12 protein-coding genes are annotated in these 15,886 nt (G+C 73.1%); 7 read left to right on the top strand and 5 right to left on the bottom strand.

Annotated elements, in window-relative coordinates:
* Positions 1–604: response regulator transcription factor (locus tag ABTY56_RS34960; protein ID WP_350633417.1), on the bottom strand; the 604-nt coding region annotated here is incomplete at its 3' end.
* Between the two features lie 563 nt (positions 605–1,167).
* Between ABTY56_RS34960 and ABTY56_RS34955 the strand changes: the two genes are divergently transcribed.
* From ABTY56_RS34955 to ABTY56_RS34940, 4 genes are all read left to right on the top strand, one after another.
* Complete coding sequence (locus ABTY56_RS34955; RefSeq protein ID WP_350633415.1) at positions 1,168–1,941, top strand: rhomboid-like protein; 774 nt, start codon at positions 1,168–1,170, stop codon at positions 1,939–1,941.
* A 270-nt stretch (positions 1,942–2,211) separates the two neighbouring features.
* Positions 2,212–4,623: an endopeptidase La gene (lon, locus tag ABTY56_RS34950; protein WP_350633413.1), complete on the top strand. Its 2,412-nt coding sequence runs from the start codon at positions 2,212–2,214 to the stop codon at positions 4,621–4,623.
* A 55-nt stretch (positions 4,624–4,678) separates the two neighbouring features.
* Positions 4,679–5,245, top strand: coding sequence for a GtrA family protein (locus tag ABTY56_RS34945; RefSeq protein WP_350633411.1), 567 nt, complete (start codon positions 4,679–4,681; stop codon positions 5,243–5,245).
* Between the two features lie 17 nt (positions 5,246–5,262).
* Positions 5,263–6,477 carry an ROK family transcriptional regulator gene (locus tag ABTY56_RS34940; protein WP_350633409.1) on the top strand — a complete coding sequence of 405 codons (1,215 nt, stop codon included), beginning with the start codon at positions 5,263–5,265 and terminating at the stop codon, positions 6,475–6,477.
* Positions 6,478–6,617: 140 nt separating this feature from the next.
* Here ABTY56_RS34940 and ABTY56_RS34935 read toward each other — a convergent pair whose 3' ends face one another.
* The gene (locus ABTY56_RS34935; RefSeq protein ID WP_350633408.1) at positions 6,618–7,664 is read right to left on the bottom strand and encodes a YhgE/Pip domain-containing protein; all 1,047 of its coding nucleotides are present in this window, start codon (positions 7,662–7,664) and stop codon (positions 6,618–6,620) included.
* Positions 7,665–7,789: 125 nt separating this feature from the next.
* On the opposite strand from ABTY56_RS34935, the gene ABTY56_RS34930 reads away from it, so the two are divergent.
* Both ABTY56_RS34930 and ABTY56_RS34925 read left to right on the top strand, forming a co-directional pair.
* Complete coding sequence (locus tag ABTY56_RS34930) at positions 7,790–8,239, top strand: MarR family winged helix-turn-helix transcriptional regulator (protein WP_350633406.1); 450 nt, start codon at positions 7,790–7,792, stop codon at positions 8,237–8,239.
* 236 nt (positions 8,240–8,475) lie between these two features.
* A complete protein-coding gene (locus ABTY56_RS34925; RefSeq protein ID WP_502893255.1) occupies positions 8,476–9,972 on the top strand; it encodes an MDR family MFS transporter in 1,497 nt (498 codons plus the stop codon).
* Positions 9,973–10,103: 131 nt separating this feature from the next.
* Here the strand turns inward: ABTY56_RS34925 and ABTY56_RS34920 are convergent, their stop codons facing one another.
* The gene (locus ABTY56_RS34920) at positions 10,104–10,355 is read right to left on the bottom strand and encodes a hypothetical protein (RefSeq protein WP_350633403.1); all 252 of its coding nucleotides are present in this window, start codon (positions 10,353–10,355) and stop codon (positions 10,104–10,106) included.
* Between the two features lie 26 nt (positions 10,356–10,381).
* Positions 10,382–11,557, bottom strand: a complete 1,176-nt coding sequence (locus ABTY56_RS34915) for an inorganic phosphate transporter (RefSeq protein ID WP_350633402.1) — start codon at positions 11,555–11,557, stop codon at positions 10,382–10,384.
* Between the two features lie 332 nt (positions 11,558–11,889).
* Here ABTY56_RS34915 and ABTY56_RS34910 point away from each other — a divergent pair, with 332 nt between their 5' ends.
* Positions 11,890–13,452: a C40 family peptidase gene (locus tag ABTY56_RS34910; RefSeq protein WP_350633401.1), complete on the top strand. Its 1,563-nt coding sequence runs from the start codon at positions 11,890–11,892 to the stop codon at positions 13,450–13,452.
* Positions 13,453–13,546: 94 nt separating this feature from the next.
* Here ABTY56_RS34910 and ABTY56_RS34905 read toward each other — a convergent pair whose 3' ends face one another.
* The gene (locus ABTY56_RS34905; protein ID WP_350633400.1) at positions 13,547–15,826 is read right to left on the bottom strand and encodes an FdhF/YdeP family oxidoreductase; all 2,280 of its coding nucleotides are present in this window, start codon (positions 15,824–15,826) and stop codon (positions 13,547–13,549) included.
* Between the last annotated feature and the right edge of the window lie 60 nt (positions 15,827–15,886).

The following is a 15,886-nucleotide window of genomic DNA, read 5'->3' as shown; positions in this document are numbered from 1 at the left end:
CCTCGGCCAGCAGCTGCTCGCGGGTGAGCACCGCGCGCGGCTGGGCGGCCAGGCAGGCGAGCAGGTCGAACTCGGTCGGCGTCAGGTGGACGTCGCCCGAGGCCAGCCGGACCCGGCGCTGCACGTGGTCGATCTCCAGCTCGCCGAAGCGCAGGCTGCCCAGCGCGGGCGTGCGGGCGGCCTGCTGGGCGCGCTCGACGCGGCGCAGCAGCACGTTGACCCGGGCGGCCAGTTCGCGCATCGAGAACGGCTTGGTCATGTAGTCGTCCGCACCCACGCCGAGGCCGACCAGCAGGTCCGTCTCGTCGTCGCGCGCGGTCAGCATCAGCACCGGCACCGGGCGCTGCGCCTGGATCCGGCGGCACACCTCCAGGCCGTCGAAGCCGGGCAGCATGATGTCGAGGACGACGAGGTCCGGCTGCCAGGTGTGGAAGCCGTCGACCGCGCCGGGGCCGTCGTGGGCCACGGCGACCTTGAAGCCCTCCGCGCCCAGTCGGGCCGCGATCGACTCGGCGATCGTCGGCTCGTCCTCCACCACCAGCACTCTGCGTTGGCTGCTCACCGTGCCGCCGGTGTTGACGTTGTCCTGCTGAATTTCTGTCACGGTCACGCCACCGCCCCCAGGGCTGCGGGCCGGCCACCTGTGGGGATGGCGGGGCTCCGCTCGTAGTCTTGTTCCGTCGTGGACTGTGCCGGGTCCGCCGTCCCGCCGCGCGATCGGGAGGCGAGGACGGTTTAGTCGGCCGCCCACTTCTCCCGCGCACTTCGCAGCGTACGGACAACGGATGCTTTCCGGCAGGTGGACCGGACGTTTCCGGCCCGTGGGCCGGCTGTTCGGGCCGCCCGCTGACCCACTGCACGAGTGGGCACGGGCCGATACCTTACCCGGCGAATTTTCACTGCGTAACGGTACGTATGCAGTCGAGTTGACGCCAAGTCGCCGGTCAGAGGCCCTACTGACGCGTCAATGGAAAGAAGGTCTGGACCAATGTAGGGAATCCGGCACTCCGTTACGGCGACGGTCTTCACCGGCTTTTCCCAGCTGCCTCTCAGAACCTCGACGTACCGTGGGCACGACAACACCCGACCGGGCGGAATCCGCGGTGCGCGCCGGTGCGTTGGGCACCGGGAGGGGGCCGGTGGCTGCGGAGGTGGAGCGGAGGCGGCATGGCGGGAGTGCGGCGGGACGCCGACGGGCGCGCACCCGCGGGAGTGCCGTACGGAATGCTCCGGCACGGACTGCGCACCGCCGTCGTGCAATGGCTGCTGGAGCGCGTACCGACGCCCCGGCGCAACCCCTTCACGCTCGGATACCTCGCCGTCGTGGGAGCCACCACGACCTTCGCCGGGCTCGCCGATCCGGAACTCGTGCAGCGGTTGCAGGAGGCCTCCAGTTCGGACGGCCACAACCTGCTCCAGCATCCCGTCCGCGCCCTCGTCCTGAGCGGATTCTGGGTGGCCGGCGAGGTGTGGATGCCGTACCTGTGGGGATTCGCCTTCACCCTCGCGCCGCTGGAGCGCAAGGTCGGGCCGGCCCGGGCTGCGGTGGTCTTCGCGATCGGGCACGTCGCGGCCACGTTGCTCTCCCAGGGCGTGGTGATCCTCGCGGTGGAGACCGGGCGGATGGCGCCCGAGGCGATGGACCACCTGGACATCGGGGTCAGCTACGGCGTGCTCGCCTGCCTGGGCGCGGTGGCCGGGCTGCTCTCCTGGCGCGGGCGGCTGCTCGCGCTGGGCGGTGCCGGGCTGATGATCGCCGAGCAGATCGCCTCCGACAAGGACGTGGTCACCGCGGTGGGGCACCCGGCGGCGGTGCTCACCGGGGTGGTGCTGTGGCGCTGGCTGCGTCGCATCGAGCGGCGCCCGCTCCGGCCCGGCATCGCGACGGTCGGCGGTGCCGCACCCGCGCGCGGCGGGGCGCGGGTGCGGACCGCGCGCTGAGGCTCGCGCGCCGAGCTCCGTGCGCCGGGTTTCCGTGCGCCGGGTTTCCGTGCGCCGAGGTCCGTGCGCCGGGGCTCCCTTGGCGCGTCCAGGAATCCCCCAGATTCGCCGGGTGCTTCCCAGGTGTGCTTTTGACAGCCCGGCCGAGGCCCGTCCGAGTGGCCTTCCCGGCCGGATCGTGTTCGCTCGCAGCGAACTAACCCCCGGGAACATCCGGCCCCTGTGGAGCCTTAGTCAGGTCGACTCAACTTCACTGACTGGGGAGAGATCATGGCATCGACGTCCACTCCGCTCACCCTGCCCGTGCTGCCACTCGACGACGAGGTCGTCCTGCCGGGCATGGTCGTCCCGCTGGACCTGAAGGACACCGAGGTGCGCGCCGCCGTCGAGGCCGCCCGCGCCGCGGCCGCCGCGGGCGGCAAGCCGCAGGTCCTGCTGGTCCCGCGGGTGGACGGCTCGTACGCGGCGGCCGGCACGCTGGCCACCGTGGAGCAGGTCGGCCGGCTGGCCGACGGCCCGGACACCGCCGGCCAGCCGGTCGCGCTGGTGCGCGCCGTGCGCCGGCTCCGGATCGGCGTCGGCACCACCGGCCCCGGCGCCGCCCTCTGGGTGGAGACCACCCCGTTCCGGGAGTCCTCGGTGGGCACCCCGGTGGCCGGCCGGGCCGCCGAGCTGGTCAGGGACTACAAGGCGCTGTCCACCCAGTGGCTGCGCAAGCGCGGCGCCTGGCAGATCGTGGACCGGGTCGCCCAGATCGAGGGCGTCGGCGAGCTCGCCGACAACATCGGCTACGCGCCCTTCGTCACCGCGGAACAGAAGCTCAAGGTGCTGCTGGAGGCCGACCAGGTCGCCCGCCTGGAGTACGCGCTGACCCTGCTGCGCGACCACCTCGCCGAGGAGGAGGTCAACGACACCATCCGCAAGGACGTCGAGGAGGGCGTGGCCAAGCAGCAGAAGGAGTTCCTGCTCCGCCGCCAGCTGGAGGCCGTCCGCAAGGAGCTGGCCGAGCTGAACGGCGAGGCGGTCGACGAGGAGGGCGACTACCGCGCCCGGGTCGAGGCCGCCGACCTCCCGGCGAACGTCCGCGAGGCCGCGCTCAAGGAGGTCGACAAGCTGGAGCGCGCCTCCGACCAGTCGCCCGAGGGCTCCTGGATCCGCACCTGGCTCGACACCGTCCTGGAGCTGCCCTGGAACGAGCGCACCGAGGACGCCTACGACATCGCCGGCGCCCGCGCGGTGCTGGACGCCGACCACGCCGGCCTGGCCGACGTGAAGGAGCGCATCGTCGAGTACCTGGCCGTCCGCAAGCGCCGGGCCGAGCAGGGGCTCGGCCTGGTCGGCGGCCGCCGCGGCGGCGCCGTGCTGGCCCTGGTCGGCCCGCCCGGCGTCGGCAAGACCTCGCTCGGCGAGTCGGTGGCCCGCGCCATGGGCCGCACGTTCGTCCGGGTCGCCCTCGGCGGCGTCCGGGACGAGGCCGAGATCCGCGGCCACCGGCGCACCTACGTCGGCGCGCTGCCCGGCCGGCTGGTCCGGGCGATCAAGGAGGCCGGCTCGATGAACCCGGTCGTCCTGCTCGACGAGATCGACAAGGTCGGCTCCGACTACCGGGGCGACCCGGCCGCCGCCCTGCTGGAGGTGCTGGACCCGGCGCAGAACCACACCTTCCGGGACCACTACCTGGAGGTCGAGCTCGACCTCTCCGACGTCGTCTTCCTCGCCACCGCCAACGTGCTGGAGGCCATCCCCGAGCCGCTGCTCGACCGGATGGAGCTGGTCCGGCTGGACGGCTACACCGAGGACGAGAAGGTCGTCATCGCCCGCGACCACCTGCTCCCGCGCCAGCTGGAGAAGGCCGGCCTCGGCGGCGAGCAGGTCAGCGTGGACGAGACGGCGCTGCGCCGCCTCGCCGGGGAGTACACCCGCGAGGCGGGCGTCCGGAACCTGGAGCGCTCGATCGCCCGGGTGCTGCGCAAGATCGCCGCGCAGGCCGAGCTGGGCGAGCGCGAGCTGCCCGCCGCGGTCGACGCGGAGGACCTGCGCGCCCTGATCGGCCGGCCGCACCACGTGCCGGAGTCCGCCCAGGAGCCGGCCGAACGCCGCACCGCCGTCCCCGGCGTGGCCACCGGCCTCGCGGTGACCGGTGCCGGCGGCGACGTCCTCTACATCGAGGCCTCGCTGGCCGACGCCGAGACCGGCGGCACCGGGCTGACCCTCACCGGGCAGCTGGGCGACGTGATGAAGGAGTCCGCGCACATCGCGCTCTCCTTCCTGCGCTCGCGCGGCGCCGAGCTGGAACTGCCGGTCACCTCGCTGCGCGACCGCGGCGTGCACCTGCACGTACCGGCCGGGGCCGTCCCCAAGGACGGGCCGAGCGCCGGCATCACCATGACCACGGCGCTGGCCTCGCTGCTCTCGGGCCGCAAGGTGCGCACCGACGTGGCGATGACCGGCGAGGTGTCGCTGACCGGGCGGGTGCTGCCGATCGGCGGGGTGAAGCAGAAGCTGCTCGCCGCCGACCGGGCCGGGGTCACCACGGTGATCATCCCCAAGCGCAACGAGGCCGACCTGGACGACGTCCCGGCCGAGGTGCTGGAGCGGCTCACCGTCCACCCGGTGTCGGACGTCCGCGAGGTGCTGAAGCTGGCGCTGGAGCCGGCCGAGGTGCTGGTGGCGGCCGCCTGATCCGCGGTCGCCGGTTCCGGGGGCCGACGGCATCTCCGCGTGCGAGACTGCGGAGATGCCGTCCCCCACGCAGCGCGCCCTGGCCCGGGTGCCGGACCGGCTGCGCCCCTTCCTGGTGCGCCACCGCCGGCTGGTGAAGTTCCTGCTGGTCGGGGGCACCTGCTTCGTGCTCACCATGGTGATCAACCTGGAGCTCAAGTTCACCGTGCTGCAGCACAAGCCGGTGGTCGCGCTGACCGTCGCGACCGTGATCGCCACCGTCGTCTCGTACGTGCTGAACCGCCGCTGGGCCTTCCGGGCCGGCGGCCGGCAGCGCGAGGCCCTGCTGTTCTTCCTGGTCAGCGCGGTGGCGATCGGCGTCAACGACGTACCGCTGGCGATCTCCCGGTATGTGCTGGACCTGCGCGAGCCCTACGTCAGCTCCTTCGCCCAGGAGGTCGCGGACTTCCTCAGCGGCATGGTGGTCGGCACCTTCGTCGCGATGCTGTTCCGCTTCTGGGCGATGCAGCGGTGGGTCTTCACCCGGCTCGCCGAGCACCCCCCGGTCGCACCCGGCCTGGTGGGGACGGTGTCCCCGGAACCCGGTTACGCTGCACCCGAGATGCCACGGGATGTGCCGTAGGGGGCGAGGTGAGCCTGATGCACGAACCGGACGGTGTCCGGACCGGGCCCGCCAGCCAGCAGGGCATGCGCCGGGCCAACCTGGCCCTGGTGCTCGGGGTGATCGCACGCGGCCCGCGCTCCCGCGCCGAGGTGGCCGCCGAGACCGGACTGACCAGGGCCGCGGTCTCCTCGCTCGCCGAACAGCTGATCGCCGGCGGCCTGGTGGTCGAGGCGGGCCCGGCCGCGCCCAGCGGCAAGGTCGGCCGCCCCGGCACCGCGCTCGGACTCAACCCGCTCGGACCCGGCGGACTCGGCGCCGAGATCGGCGTCCGCCACCTGGGCGCCTGCGTGGTCGACCTGCGCGGGGAGGTCCGCGCCTCGCGGCGCCAGGAGATCTCCAACCGCGGCCGGGAACCCGCCGCCGTCATGGCCGACCTCGCCCGGCTGCTGCGCGCGGCCGTCGCCGAGGCGGGCCTGCGCCCGGCCGGACTGACCCTGGCCGTACCCGGACTGGTCGGCGACTCCGGCGCGGTGCTGCAGCGTGCCGCCAACCTGGGCTGGCAGGACGTCCCGGTGGCCGCCGAACTGCGCGCGGCCCTGCGACCGGCCGCGGACGGCCTGGCCGAGCTGCCGGTCGAGGCCGACAACGAGGCCAACCTCGGCGGGCTGGCCGAGCGCTGGCTGGGCGACGGCGCGGAGGACTTCCTCTACGTCTCCGCCGAGGCCGGGGTCGGCGCGGCGATCGTGGTCGGCGGGCGGCTGCTGCGCGGCGCGCGCGGCCACGCGGGCGAGTTCGGCCACGTGCCGGTCCGCCCCGACGGGCCCCGCTGCGCCTGCGGGGCGCACGGCTGCCTGGAGCAGTACGCGGGCGAGGCGGCGGTGCTGGCGGCGGCCGGCCTGACCGGCGCCCGGGGCGACTGGGTGACACTGCTCGCCGACCGGGCCGGGGCGGGCGAGCAGTCGGCCCGAGCGGCCCTGGCTGGCGCCGGGTCGGCGCTGGGCATCGCGGCCGCCGGCGCGGTGAACCTGCTGGACCCGGCCGAGGTCGTCCTGGGCGGCGGCTTCGCCCGGCTGGCGCCCTGGCTGCTTCCCGCCATGCGCACCGAGCTGGCTGCCCGGGTCACCGTCCGGCCCTGGGTCGAGGACCGGCTGACCGTCTCCCGGCTGGGCCGCCGCGGCCCGCTGCTGGGCGCGGCGGTGAGCGTCGTGCGCGCCATCGTCGCCGACCCGGGGCTGCTCTCGGGCGGCTGACCCCTTCCTATTCCTACGGCCCGCCCCGCCGGGAACGGGCCGAGCCCCCCGCCGGGAACGGGCCGAGCCCCCCGCCGGGAACGGGCCGAGCCCCCGGCCGGTGGGGCCGGGGGCTCGGTGCAGCGGGGTGGCGGTGAGGATCAGGCCTCGACGCTGACGGGCTCGCGCTCGGGCTGCTCGGCGCGGGGGCCGCGCAGGACGGCCAGGAAGGCGACGCCGATGCCGACCAGCGCCCAGACCACCAGGACCAGGAGCGGCATCCCCAGGTTGGTCGAGCCGAAGTAGGCGATCGACTTGGTGACGCTGGTGCCCGCGCCGTTCGGGATCACCGAGCCGATGGCCCGCCAGAACGGCGGCATCATCGGCGCCGGGTAGACCCCGCCCGCGCTCGGGTTGCCCAGGACGACGAAGACCAGCACCGCGATGCCGATGCCGATGATCCCGAACAGGCACTGCAGCGCCATGGTGAACGCGCCGACCGAGAAGACCACCAGGGCGCCGATGGCGGACAGGGCGAGGATCGAGCCGGGCAGCGCGTCCAGCACCGGTCCGGCGATGATCGTGCCGCCGATGCCGGCCGCGACCGAGTAGAGCGCCAGGACGCCGAGGCGGATCAGCAGGCGGTGGGCGTTGGCCGGCTTGGAGCCCGCGCTGATGCCGAGGATCGAGGCGACCAGGTAGCCGCCGACGCACCAGCCGATCACCAGGTAGAAGGAGGAGAGGCCGTTGGTGTCGCCCTTGGCGAGCGGCACGACGTCCTGGACCTTGACCGTACGGCCCTGGGTCCGGTCGATCGCCGTGGTGATGGTCTCGGCGGCCTTGGCGGCGGACGGGCCGCGGGCGCCGCCGACCAGCAGCGTGTCCTCGGTGCCGGTCGGGTTCACGACCCAGGCGGCGTAGACCTTCTGGTCCTTGATCTGCGCGGTCGCGGTCTCGGCGTCCGGCGCGGTGACGGCCTTGACGGCGTCGTTCGGGACCGCCTCCAGCGCCCCGATCAGCTTGGGGGCGACCTGCGGCGGGGCGACCACCGCGATGGAGAGGTTGTGCGGGGCGGGCTTGTGCAGCGCCCCGATGTAGGAGGTGATGAAGCCGAGCTGGAGGAGCAGCACTCCGATCACGAGCAGTGCCGCGCGCGGTGTGACCGCGCTCTTCAGTTCGGCGACGAAACCCTGCCCCGGGGCTGCCATCCACATCTCCTTGCGTAACGGGGGAAAACGGATCTTCCAGAACCGATACTTCATACCATGAAGTAGTTGGCTTGTCGCACCTCCCGCGCACGGGCCGGCCGCTGCCGCTGGGCGATACTGACGCGGTGAGCGACGAGGAAGCCCTGGTGGCGGTGGAGCGCGAGGTCGCGCTGATGTTCCGGCGGGGCCGGGCCAGAGTGGCGGAACTCTCACGCCGGGTGCACCCCGGACTGGAGGGCATGGCGTACAGCATGCTCGGCTACATCGAGCAGGCCGGTCAGGTCCGGGTGACCGACGTCGGCGTGCACTTCGCGGTGGGCAAGGCGACGGTGAGCCGGCAGATCCGGGCGCTGGAGGAGCTCGGCCTGGTGGCCCGGGAGGCCGACCCGCTGGACCGCCGGGCCGCGCTGGTGTCGCTGACCGAGGGCGGGCGGGCGCGCTACCTGGCCGCCCGGGACGTCCGGATGCGCCGGGTGCGCGAGGTGATGGGCGGCTGGTCGCCGGACGACGTGGTCCGCTTCGCGGAGCTGCTGGGCCGCTTCAACGACGTCCTGGGGGAGCCGTCGGCCGACTGACCCGCGCGTTCGCGCAGGTGTGACCCGCACGTTCGCGCAGCTGCGTCCGGGGTCCGCGGTTCGGGCCTTTACTCGGCCTTGAAGAATGTTGCCTAATTCAACCATCTCCTCTTATGGTTGCTTAAGGCAACAAACTTTCATGATGCGCGTATCCCGCACGCCTGCGCCGAAGGACCCAGATGACCGTGACCACCGAGGCGGTGAGCGGCAGTGCCGCCGCCGTCGACAACCGACAGATGACCCACCGGCAGGTCATGGAGGCGCTCTCCGGCCTGCTGCTCGGCCTCTTCGTGGCCGTGCTCTCCTCGACCGTCGTCTCCAACGCCCTGCCGCACATCCTGGCCGACCTGCACGGCGGCCAGTCCGCCTACACCTGGGTGATCACCGCGGCCCTGCTCACCCTCACCGCCTCCACCCCGATCTGGGGCAAGCTCTCCGACCTCGCCAGCAAGAAGCTGCTGCTGCAGATCGCCCTGCTGATCTACATCGCAACCTCCGCGCTGGCCGGCCTCTCGCAGAACACCGGTGAGCTGATCGCCTGCCGCGCGCTGCAGGGCGTCGGCGCCGGCGGTGTCGTCGCACTGGGCCAGATCTGCCTGGCCGCGATGGTCCCGCCGCGCGAGCGCGGCCGGTACAGCGGCTACTTCGGCGCGGTCTTCGCGCTCGCCACCATCGGCGGCCCGCTGATCGGCGGCGTCATCGTGGACACCTCCTGGCTGGGCTGGCGCTGGTGCTTCTACGTCGGCATCCCGTTCGCGCTGGCCGCGATCGTGGTCGTCCAGCGGACCCTCAAGCTGCCGGTGGTCAGGCGCAAGGCGAAGATCGACTACCTGGGCGCGCTGGTCATCACCGCCTCGGTCAGCCTGCTGATGATCTGGATCACGCTGGCCGGCAAGAACTACGCCTGGCTGTCCTGGCAGACCGCGGCCATGGTCGGCGGCGGCCTGGTGCTGGGCGCGCTGGCGGTCGTGGTCGAGCGCCGTGCCGCCGAGCCGATCATCCCGCCGGACCTCTTCAAGTACCGCACCGTCACCCTGGCCGCCCTGGCCAGCGTGCTGGTCGGTGTCGGGATGTACGGCGCGACCACCTTCCTCAGCCAGTACTTCCAGCTGGCCCGCGCCAAGTCCCCGACCACGGCCGGCCTGATGACCCTGCCGATGATCCTCGGCCTGGCCGTCTCCTCGGCCGTCGCCGGCCGGCTGATCACCAAGTACGGCAGGTGGAAGGCCTACCTGGTCGCCGGCACCGCGCTGCTCGCGGTCGGCTTCGGCCTGCTCGGCACCGCCCGGGCCGACACGGACTACGGGCTGCTCTCCCTCTACATGGCGATCACCGGCATCGGCCTCGGCCTGACCAGCCAGAACCTGGTGCTCGCGGTGCAGAACACGGTGCCCCGGCACGAGCTCGGCGCGGCCAGCTCGGTGGTCACCTTCTTCCGCACCATGGGCGGCGCGATGGGCGTCTCCGCGCTCGGCGCGCTGATGACGAACAAGGTCGGCCACTACCTGGCGGAGAACCTGGCCGCCGCGCACATCCCGGCCGGGCACGCCGCGGCCGGCGGCGGCATCCCGGACCTGCACAGGCTGCCCGCCCCGATCGTCCCGCTGGTGACGGACGCCTTCGGCCACGGCGTCGGCACGGTCTTCCTGTGGGCCGCACCCTCCGCGGCGCTGGCCTTCGTCACCGTGCTGTTCATCCGGGAGACGGTGCTGAAGACCACCCAGGAGAACTGACCACCCAGGAGGACTGACCACCCAGGAGGACTGACCGGCCGGGAGGACCGGCCGGGCGTCGGGATACGCGAAGGGGCCGGGGAGTGCGCAGTGCACTCCCCGGCCCCTTCGCGTCGGGTCCCCGACGGTCGCTAGTGACCGGCGATCAGCGACAGGCCGTAGCAGACGGCCGCGGCGCAGACCGCGAAGCAGGCGTACGCACCGGCCAGGGCCAGCTTGCCGCTGCCGGAAGCCGGGGCGGTCCCACCCTCGCGGGCGGCGCTCAGCGCGGCCTCGCGGCGGGACAGCGCCAGGATGCCGAGCGCGAAGACGGCGACGACGGCGACGGTGATGCCGAAGCTGAAGCCGGCGGTCTGGGCCAGGGCGTTCCACTTGATGTGCATGGTGAGTGCTCCTCAGCCGGCGGCGCTCAGGCCGCGACCGTGGTCGAGGCGGGGGTGGGGGCGTTCGAGGTGGCGGCGGTCGGTGCGACCTCGACCGTGGTGACGTCGTTGACGTTGTCCGCGCCGACCGGCTGGCGGCGGGAGATCAGCCACATCGCGCCCGAACCGGTCACCAGCGCGACGCCGACCAGGACGATGCCCCAGGTGCCCTGCTCGGCCAGCAGGGCCGCGCCGCCGGAGACCACGGCGGCGGCCGGCAGGGTCAGGCCCCAGGTGTAGACCATGCGGCGGACCAGGCTCCAGCGCAGCTCGCCCTTCGGGCCGCCCAGGCCGGCGCCCATGATGCCGCCGGAGCAGACCTGGGTGGTGGACAGGCCGAAGCCCATGTGCGAGGAGGTCAGGATGACGGTCGCGGCGGCCGACTCGGAGGCGAAGCCCTGCGGCGGCCGGATGTCGGCCAGGCCCTTGCCCATCGAGCGGATGATCCGCCAGCCGCCCATGTAGGTGCCGAGCGCGATCGCGGCACCAGCGGAGACGATCACCCAGGTCGGGGGCAGCGCGCCGTGCGGCAGGGCGCCGACCGAGACCAGGGTCAGGGTGATGATGCCCATCGTCTTCTGGGCGTCATTGGTGCCGTGCGCGAGCGAGATCAGCGAGGACGAGAAGATCTGGCCGGTCTTGAAGCCCTTCTCGGTGGCCGCGGCGTTGCCCTTGCGGGTGATCGCGTAGGCCAGCTTGGTGGCGCCCCAGGAGGCCAGGCCCGCGACGAACGGGGAGGCCACCGCCGGGATGATGATCTTGGTGATCACGGTGTCGAAGTTGACGCCGTTCATGCCGACGCCGACGATCGTGGCGCCGATCAGGCCGCCGTACAGTGCGTGCGAGGAGCTGGACGGCAGGCCGCGCAGCCAGGTCAGCAGGTTCCAGAGGATCGCTCCGGCCAGTGCGGCGAAGATGATCTCGGGGTGGACCCCGGCCTTCTCGTTGACGATGCCGCCGGAGATGGTGGTGGCGACCTTCACGGACAGGAACGCGCCCGCGAAGTTGAGGACGGCCGCGATGGTGACCGCGACCTTCGGACGAAGGGCCCCGGTCGCGATCGCGGTGGCGGCCGCGTTGGCGGTGTCGTGGAACCCGTTGGTGAAGTCGAAGGCGAGCGCCGTGATGATCACAACGGCCACCAGGAACGAGATGTGTTCCATACCCAAACAATCGTCGTAGTTGTCGCACGGACGTTGATGACGTCGCGACCGTAGGTCGGCTGGGTAAACGGAAGGTGAACTGGATCCCGAATCGTGGTTCCGATGGTTGCCTGGGGGTGACTTTGAGCTTTCGTCGGGGTGTCCTGGACCGTGCCGGACCGGGCATCGGCGAAGAACGCCCTGGTTCGGTCGGGTTTGGTGAGAGCTGTCTCACAGATCAATCGAGAATTAACCTCCCAGTCCGCGTGCGCCCTGTTTCCGGCGAGTAACCCGTGGGAGGATCTGCGGGATCCGGGAGGCCGGGACAGGGCACGGGCGGGGAGGACCAACCCATGGGCGGGGCTGCACAGCGAGCGGAGACGTCAGGCGTACGCCCCTGGGTACGGGCGGCCCTGCGCTGCGGAGCCGTCCTCGCGGCCGCCGCACTCGCCCTGCCGGCCGCCGCCGGCGCCGCCTGGGCGGCGCCCGACCCGGGAGCCGGCACGGTCGTCACCGGCGCCGACCCGCTCGCCGCCGCCAAGGCCACCCTCGGCCCGCTGCTCGACCAGCTGCACACGCTCTACCAGAGCGCCGAGGCCGCCACCGAGCAGTACAACGGCACGGTGGCCAAGGTGGCCGAGCAGCAGGCCTCCCTCGCCGACCTGCAGGGCCGGCTGGAGCGCCAGCAGAAGCAGGTCGACACCGGCACCGACATAGCCGCGCAACTCGCCGCCGCGCAGTACCGCAACGGCGCCGCCTCCGCGTACGCCGAGCTGCTGCTCTCCAAGGACCCGTACGAGGCGGTCACCATCGCCGAGCTGCTCGCCACGGCCAGCCGCTCGCAGTCGGAGTTCCTGGACCGGCTGAAGAGCGACCGGGACGCGCTCGACGGGCTGAAGAAGCAGAACGAGGAGGCCCTGAAGACCTCCCAGGGGCTGGTCGCCCAGCAGGAGGCCGCCAAGGCCAAGGTGGCCGCCGACCTCACCTCGGTCGAGCAGGTGGTCGCCTCACTGACGGGCGCGCAGCGGGCCGAGCTGGAGCAGCTGGAGAAGGCGGCGGCCGACGAGGCGCAGCTCGCGTTCCTCGCCTCCGGAGCACTCGGCAAGGGCGAGCGCACGCCCTCGCAGCAGGGGCGCGGGGCCGTGGCCTTCGCACTGGCGCAGGTCGGCAAGCCGTACCTGTGGGGCGGCATCGGACCGGACGCCTACGACTGCTCCGGCCTCACCTCGCAGGCCTGGCTGCACGCCGGCAAGGCGATCCCGCGCACCAGCCAGGAGCAGTGGGCGCAGCTGCCGCACGTGGCGCTGAACCAACTGCGGCCCGGTGACCTGGTGATCTACTTCCAGGACGCCTCGCACGTCGGGATGTACATCGGCGGCGGGCTGATCGTGCAGGCCCCGCGGCCGGGGGCGTTCATCAAGGTGTCGCCGATCGGCTCGATGCCGATCCTCGGGGCCGTCCGGCCCGACCCGTCCGCCGTGGCCGACGACGCTGGCGGCGCCTGGAAGGTGCCCGACCTGCCGGCCGGCTGGGACTCCGTGACGCCGATCGCGCCGAGCCCGACCAAGCCGACGCCGCCGGCCACCGGCGCTCCGACGACGCCGGTCACCCCGGGCGAGCCCACCGGCGCTCCGACGACGCCGACCACCCCGACCGCGCCGCCGACCACGCCCGGCGGGACCGGCACCCCGACCGACCCGGGGACGCCGTCGGGCACCGGCACGCCGGCTCCGACCCAGACGCCGACCGGTACGCCGACCGGACCCGGTACGCCGACCGGCCCCGGCACGCCGACCGGTACCCCGGCCACGCCCGCCCCCACCGGCACGGGCACCCCGACGGGGACCCCGGCCGGCACCCCGAGCAAGGCGGGCTCGGCCACGGCGACGCTGCCGCTGGGCACGCCGACCCACTGACCCGCCGGTCCGACGCAGAGGCCGCCCGACGTCCGGGGACGTGGGGCGGCCTTCCGCGTTCGCGGGGTGCGTCGGGAGCGCGTGGCCCCCGGGGTCACTCGCCGGTGTCGGGGGCGAAGCGGATCACCACGGCCTTGGAGGTCGGGGTGTTGCTGATGTCCGCGGTGGAGTCGAGCGGGACCAGCACGTTGGTCTCGGGGTAGTAGGCCGCCGCCCCGCCGCGGGCGACGGGGTAGTGCACGACGCGGAAGTGCGGGGCGCGGCGCTCGACGCCGTCCTTCCACTCGCCGACCAGGTCGACGTACCCGCCGTCGGTGAGGCCCAGTTCGGCGGCGTCGGCGGGGTTGACCAGGACCACGCGGCGACCGCCCTTGATGCCGCGGTAGCGGTCGTCGAGGCCGTAGACGGTGGTGTTGTACTGGTCGTGGGAGCGCAGCGTCTGCAGGAGCAGCCGGCCCGGCGGGACCTCGGGGGCGGTCATCGGGTTGACGGTGAAGTTGGCCTTGCCGGTCGCGGTGGGGAAGGTGCGCGAGTCGCGGGGGCCGTGCGGGAGGGTGAAGCCGCCGGGGCGGCGGACCTTCTCGTTGTAGTCCGCGAAGCCCGGCACGACGCGGGCGATCCGGTCGCGCAGGGTGTCGTAGTCGGTGGCGAAGTCCTCCCACGGCAGGGTGTCCCGCGGGCCGAGGACGGCACGGGCCAGGCGGCAGACGATCGCGGTCTCGGAGAGCAGGCCGGGCGCCGGCGGGCGCAGGCCGCCCCGCGAGGAGTGGACCTGGCCCATCGAGTCCTCGACGCTGACGAACTGGGCACCGGCGGTGGTGACGTCCCGGTCGGTGCGGCCGAGGGTGGGCAGGATCAGGGCGCGGGCGCCGGTGACCACGTGCGAGCGGTTGAGCTTGGTGGAGACGTGGACGGTCAGCCGGCAGCGGCGCATCGCGGCCTCGGTGACCTCGGTGTCCGGGGTGGCCGCGACGAAGTTGCCGCCCATCGCGAAGAAGACCTTGACCTTGCCGTCGCGCATCGCGCGGATGGTGTCCACCGAGTCGAGGCCGTGCTCGCGCGGCGGCTCGAAGCCGAACTCGTTCTCCAGCGCGTCGAGGAAGGCCTTGCTCGGGCGCTCGAAGATGCCCATCGTCCGGTCGCCCTGGACGTTGCTGTGCCCGCGCACCGGGCAGACCCCGGCGCCGGGGCGGCCGACGTTGCCGCGCAGCAGCAGGAAGTTGACCACCTCGCGGATGGTGGGGACGGCGTGCTTGTGCTGGGTGAGGCCCATCGCCCAGCAGACGATGATCTTCTTCGAGCCCAGCACCAGGCGGCCGAGCTCCTCGATCTGCTCCCAGGGCAGGCCGGTGGCGGCGAGCACCTCGTCCCGGTCGGTCTTCCGGGCCTGGGTCTCGAACTCCTCGAAGCCGTGGCAGTGTTCGGCGACGAAGGCGCGGTCGACGCCGTCCGCCTCCAGGACGATCCGGTTGAGCGCGCGGAACAGTGCGAGGTCGCCGCCGAGGCGGATCTGCAGGAAGAGGTCGGTCAGCTTGGTGCCGTGGCCGACCAGGCCGCGGGCGTTCTGGGGGTTCTTGAACCGCTCCAGACCGGCCTCCGGCAGCGGGTTGACGCTGACGATGGTGGCGCCGGCCCGCTTGGCGCGCTCCAGGGCGGAGAGCATCCGGGGGTGGTTGGTACCGGGGTTCTGCCCCGCCACGATGATCAGATCGGCCTGGTAGAGGTCCTTGAGGCTGACGCTGCCCTTGCCGACGCCGAGCGTCTCGGTGAGGGCCGAGCCGGAGGACTCGTGGCACATGTTGGAGCAGTCCGGCAGGTTGTTGGTGCCGAGCCGGCGGGCGAACAGCTGGTACGCGAAGGCGGCCTCGTTGCTGGTGCGGCCGGAGGTGTAGAAGGCGGCGCCGTCCGGGGTGTCCAGGGCGCGCAGCTCCTCGGCGATCAGCGCGAAGGCGTCGTCCCAGGAGACCGGGGTGTAGTGGGTGGCGCCCTCGTCGAGCAGCATCGGCCGGGTGAGCCGGCCCTGCTGGCCGAGCCAGTAGCCGGAGCGCTCGGCGAGGTCGGCGACCGGGTGGGCGGCGAAGAACTCGGCCCCGATCCGGCGCTCGGTGGCCTCCTCGGCGACGGCCTTGGCGCCGTTCTCGCAGAACTCGGCGGTGTGCGTCTTGTCCGGCTCGGGCCAGGCGCAGCCCGGGCAGTCGAAGCCGTCGGGCTGGTTGACCTTGCGCAGGGTGGCGAGGGTGCGCAGGGCACCCATCTGCTCGGCGGCCATCCGCAGGCTGTGGCCGACGGCAGGCAGTCCGGCGGCCGCGTGCTGGGGCGCGGACACCTCGGGGGCGTCCTGCGCCGGGTCGCTCTGCGGGGCCTGCTTGGCCATGACTGCGCTCCTCGGGTTCTGCCGGTGCGGGCCGCCCGCGCCGTCGCGGGGCCCGGTGCC

The organism is Kitasatospora sp. NPDC097691 (assembly GCF_040302665.1).
Lineage (GTDB): Bacteria > Actinomycetota > Actinomycetes > Streptomycetales > Streptomycetaceae > Kitasatospora.
This window is presented reverse-complemented; position numbering and strand designations above follow the sequence as displayed.

Coding starts and splice junctions, on each gene's coding strand:
- ABTY56_RS34955 (WP_350633415.1), top strand. CDS start 1,168: ATGGCGGGAGTGCGGCGGGACGCCGACGGGCGCGCACCCGCGGGAGTG.
- lon (WP_350633413.1), top strand. CDS start 2,212: ATGGCATCGACGTCCACTCCGCTCACCCTGCCCGTGCTGCCACTCGAC.
- ABTY56_RS34945 (WP_350633411.1), top strand. CDS start 4,679: ATGCCGTCCCCCACGCAGCGCGCCCTGGCCCGGGTGCCGGACCGGCTG.
- ABTY56_RS34940 (WP_350633409.1), top strand. CDS start 5,263: ATGCACGAACCGGACGGTGTCCGGACCGGGCCCGCCAGCCAGCAGGGC.
- ABTY56_RS34935 (WP_350633408.1), bottom strand. CDS start 7,664: ATGGCAGCCCCGGGGCAGGGTTTCGTCGCCGAACTGAAGAGCGCGGTC.
- ABTY56_RS34925 (WP_502893255.1), top strand. CDS start 8,476: ATGACCCACCGGCAGGTCATGGAGGCGCTCTCCGGCCTGCTGCTCGGC.
- ABTY56_RS34920 (WP_350633403.1), bottom strand. CDS start 10,355: ATGCACATCAAGTGGAACGCCCTGGCCCAGACCGCCGGCTTCAGCTTC.
- ABTY56_RS34915 (WP_350633402.1), bottom strand. CDS start 11,557: ATGGAACACATCTCGTTCCTGGTGGCCGTTGTGATCATCACGGCGCTC.
- ABTY56_RS34910 (WP_350633401.1), top strand. CDS start 11,890: ATGGGCGGGGCTGCACAGCGAGCGGAGACGTCAGGCGTACGCCCCTGG.
- ABTY56_RS34905 (WP_350633400.1), bottom strand. CDS start 15,826: ATGGCCAAGCAGGCCCCGCAGAGCGACCCGGCGCAGGACGCCCCCGAG.